The organism is Rhodococcus sp. ENV425 (assembly GCF_002887785.1).
Taxonomy (GTDB): Bacteria; Actinomycetota; Actinomycetes; order Mycobacteriales; family Mycobacteriaceae; genus Rhodococcus; species Rhodococcus aetherivorans.
The window spans coordinates 6,652-9,166 of the sequence record NZ_PCZU01000189.1 but is presented as its reverse complement, the minus strand read 5'-3'; the positions used below and the strand labels follow the sequence as shown (position 1 = coordinate 9,166).

Annotated in this window: 3 protein-coding genes and 1 pseudogene; 3 read left to right on the top strand and 1 reads right to left on the bottom strand. The window is 70.2% G+C overall.

From position 1 onward, the window contains the following. Positions 1 to 283 precede the first annotated feature (283 nt). Entirely contained in the window at positions 284 to 484 is a 201-nt protein-coding gene (locus tag CQZ88_RS15925; protein ID WP_003935586.1) for a hypothetical protein, read from the bottom strand. A gap of 255 nt (positions 485 to 739) precedes the next feature. Here CQZ88_RS15925 and CQZ88_RS15920 point away from each other — a divergent pair, with 255 nt between their 5' ends. From CQZ88_RS15920 to CQZ88_RS15910, 3 genes and pseudogenes are all read left to right on the top strand, one after another. Then, the gene (locus CQZ88_RS15920) at positions 740 to 1,084 is read left to right on the top strand and encodes a DUF952 domain-containing protein (protein ID WP_065922619.1); all 345 of its coding nucleotides are present in this window, start codon (positions 740 to 742) and stop codon (positions 1,082 to 1,084) included. A 45-nt stretch (positions 1,085 to 1,129) separates the two neighbouring features. Beyond that, positions 1,130 to 1,612 (top strand): annotated as a pseudogene (locus CQZ88_RS15915) (cation:proton antiporter regulatory subunit). 3 nt (positions 1,613 to 1,615) lie between these two features. Next, positions 1,616 to 2,515, top strand: a 900-nt coding sequence (locus tag CQZ88_RS15910; RefSeq protein WP_258008622.1) for a cation:proton antiporter, incomplete at its 3' end; no start/stop codon positions are given.

The following is a 2,515-nucleotide window of genomic DNA, read 5'->3' as shown; positions in this document are numbered from 1 at the left end:
CTGCGCAAGGAACTGAACTCGCTCGTCGCCATGCACCACCACCGCACCGGCAAGCCGCACGGGGTCATCCACGGGGAGCTGCGGCGGCAGTGCGGCGGCCCGCCGACCGCGATCGCCACGGCCGAGCAGCTGGGCGACCGCATCGCCCTGCTGCGTCAGTGGTGAGCCGGCCGACGGTGAACCGGCCGAGGGCACACTCCCGGAACGGCGAAACGGGCGACCACTCGCGGTGGTCGCCCGTTTCGGGTCGGGTCTCGGAGTCGGTCGGCTCCGGAACGGTGGATCAGACGGCGGCTTCGGCGTCGGACTCGGTCACGATCGTGGCGCCGAGTTCACGCAGCCGGTCGGTGTGCTCCTTGGCGTGGTGGCCGCAGAAGAGCAGCTCGCCACCGGTGGCAAGGACGGCACGGACGCGAGCGGCTGCACTGCACCGATCGCAGCGGTCTGCGGCGGTCAACTTCGGGCTGGTCAACGTTCCGGGCATGACTCCTCCAAACTGGCCACCACTGTCGTCGGTTGCCTGGGGTCTGGTCCGCCGCACCGGGCCGGCGCGGTGGATCTACTGTGTCAGACGATTCCCGTTCATGCGTTGTTCCAATCCTCCGGAAATCGTGTCGCGTTTCACCCCGGAACCGGCCGAATGCCGACGACGTGCGGTTTCGCGGCTGCGGGTGTTCGCTCACAGCGCAGAGCCCTCGGCGCCGTCGCGGGCCCGGAACGGTCGTCGAGAGGGGTCGCGGTGACGGATCGGCTGGTACACATCTGCGCGCGGGCCGACTGGGAGCGGGCGCAGCACAGCGGGGCGTTGACCCCCGAGTCGCTCGCCGCGCAGGGGTTCGTGCACCTGTCGGCCCCGGAACAGGTGCACCTGCCGGCGAACCGGTTGTTCGCCGGCCGCACGGACCTGGTGCTGTTGCACATCGACCCGGCCCGGCTCGCGGACGAGGTGCGGTTCGAGCCGGGCGTGCCGGGCGATCCGGCGGGGATGGCGTTCCCGCACCTCTACGGCCCCCTCCCCGTTGCCGCGGTCACCGCAGTCGTCGACTACCTCCCCGACGAAAACGGACGGTTCGGACATCTCTGACGGTGCGCCGTCACCCGTGTCCGCCGTGAGCCCTACTCTGGCGGCATGAACGTCGAAGTGACGCCTCTTCCCGGGATCGGTGTGCGCAAGGACTTCGAGCTGGCGTCGGGTCGTCGGATCGGGGTCATCACGCATCGGGACGGCCATTCGGACCTGATCATCTCGAAGGCGGACGATCCCGACGCCTGCGCCGCCTCGCTGCCGCTGACCGTCGAGGAGGCGGCCACACTGAGCAACCTGCTCGGCGCGCCCCAGCTCGTCGCCCAGCTCCAGGAGGACCACCGGTAGCTGCCCGGGATCATCACCCGGCAGCTGCACATCCACGACGGCTCCCGCTTCGACGGGGCGGTGCTCGGGGACACGGCGATGCGGACCCGCACGGGCGTGTCCGTCGTCGCGGTGATGCGCGCGGGGCAGGTGACGCCGTCGCCGGGACCGGACTTCGTGCTCACCGGGGGAGACATCCTCGTCGCCGTCGGCACCGCCGACGGGCTGGACGCCGCGGCCAGGATCCTGCGCAACGGCTGACGGATGAACTCGACCACGCTCGCCCTGATCGAACTGGGGGCGGTGTTCTTCGCCCTGGGGGTGCTCGGACGGGTCGCCGCGCGATTCGCCATGTCGCCGATCCCGTTCTACCTCCTCGGCGGTCTGGCGTTCGGCACCGGCGGCTTCGTCCAGCTCGGCGACATCAGCGAATTCAGTCACGTCGCCAGTGAGATCGGCGTGGTCCTGCTCCTGCTGCTTCTCGGGCTGGAGTACACGGCCTCCGAGCTCATGACCGGGCTCAAACGTTCCCGCGCGGCGGGTCTGCTCGATCTCGTGCTCAACGCCGCGCCGGGGGCGGCGATCGCGCTGCTGCTCGGTTGGGGTGCGACGGGGGCGTTCGTCCTCGGGGGCATCACCTACATCTCGTCCTCGGGCATCATCGCCAAGACGCTGACCGACCTCGGCCGTCTGGGTAACCGGGAGACTCCCGTGGTGCTGTCGATCCTCGTCTTCGAGGACCTCGCGATGGCGGTGTACCTGCCGATCCTGACCGCGGTGCTCGCCGGGGTCAGCCTGATCGGTGGACTCGAGGCCGTCGCGATCGCCCTGGGCCTGGTCACGATCGTGCTCGTGCTGGTGCTGCGGTACGGGCGTTACGTCTCCGCGGTGCTCGACAGCCCGGACAGCGAGACGCTGCTGCTCAAGCTGCTCGGGGCCGCGCTCCTCGTCGCGGGCGTCAGCTCGGCGATGCAGGTGTCGGCGGCGGTCGGTGCGTTCCTGCTCGGCATCGCGATCTCGGGGTCGACCGCCCACAATGCGGCTCGCGTCCTCGAGCCCCTGCGGGACCTGTTCGCGGCGATCTTCTTCGTGTTCTTCGGCCTCAACACCGATCCGACCGCGATCCCCCCGGTGCTGGGGTGGGCGGTGCTGCTCGCCGTCGTC

Excerpts from the sequence above, each read along its gene's own strand:
- CQZ88_RS15925 (WP_003935586.1), bottom strand. The coding sequence starts at position 484 with ATGCCCGGAACGTTGACCAGCCCGAAGTTGACCGCCGCAGACCGCTGC.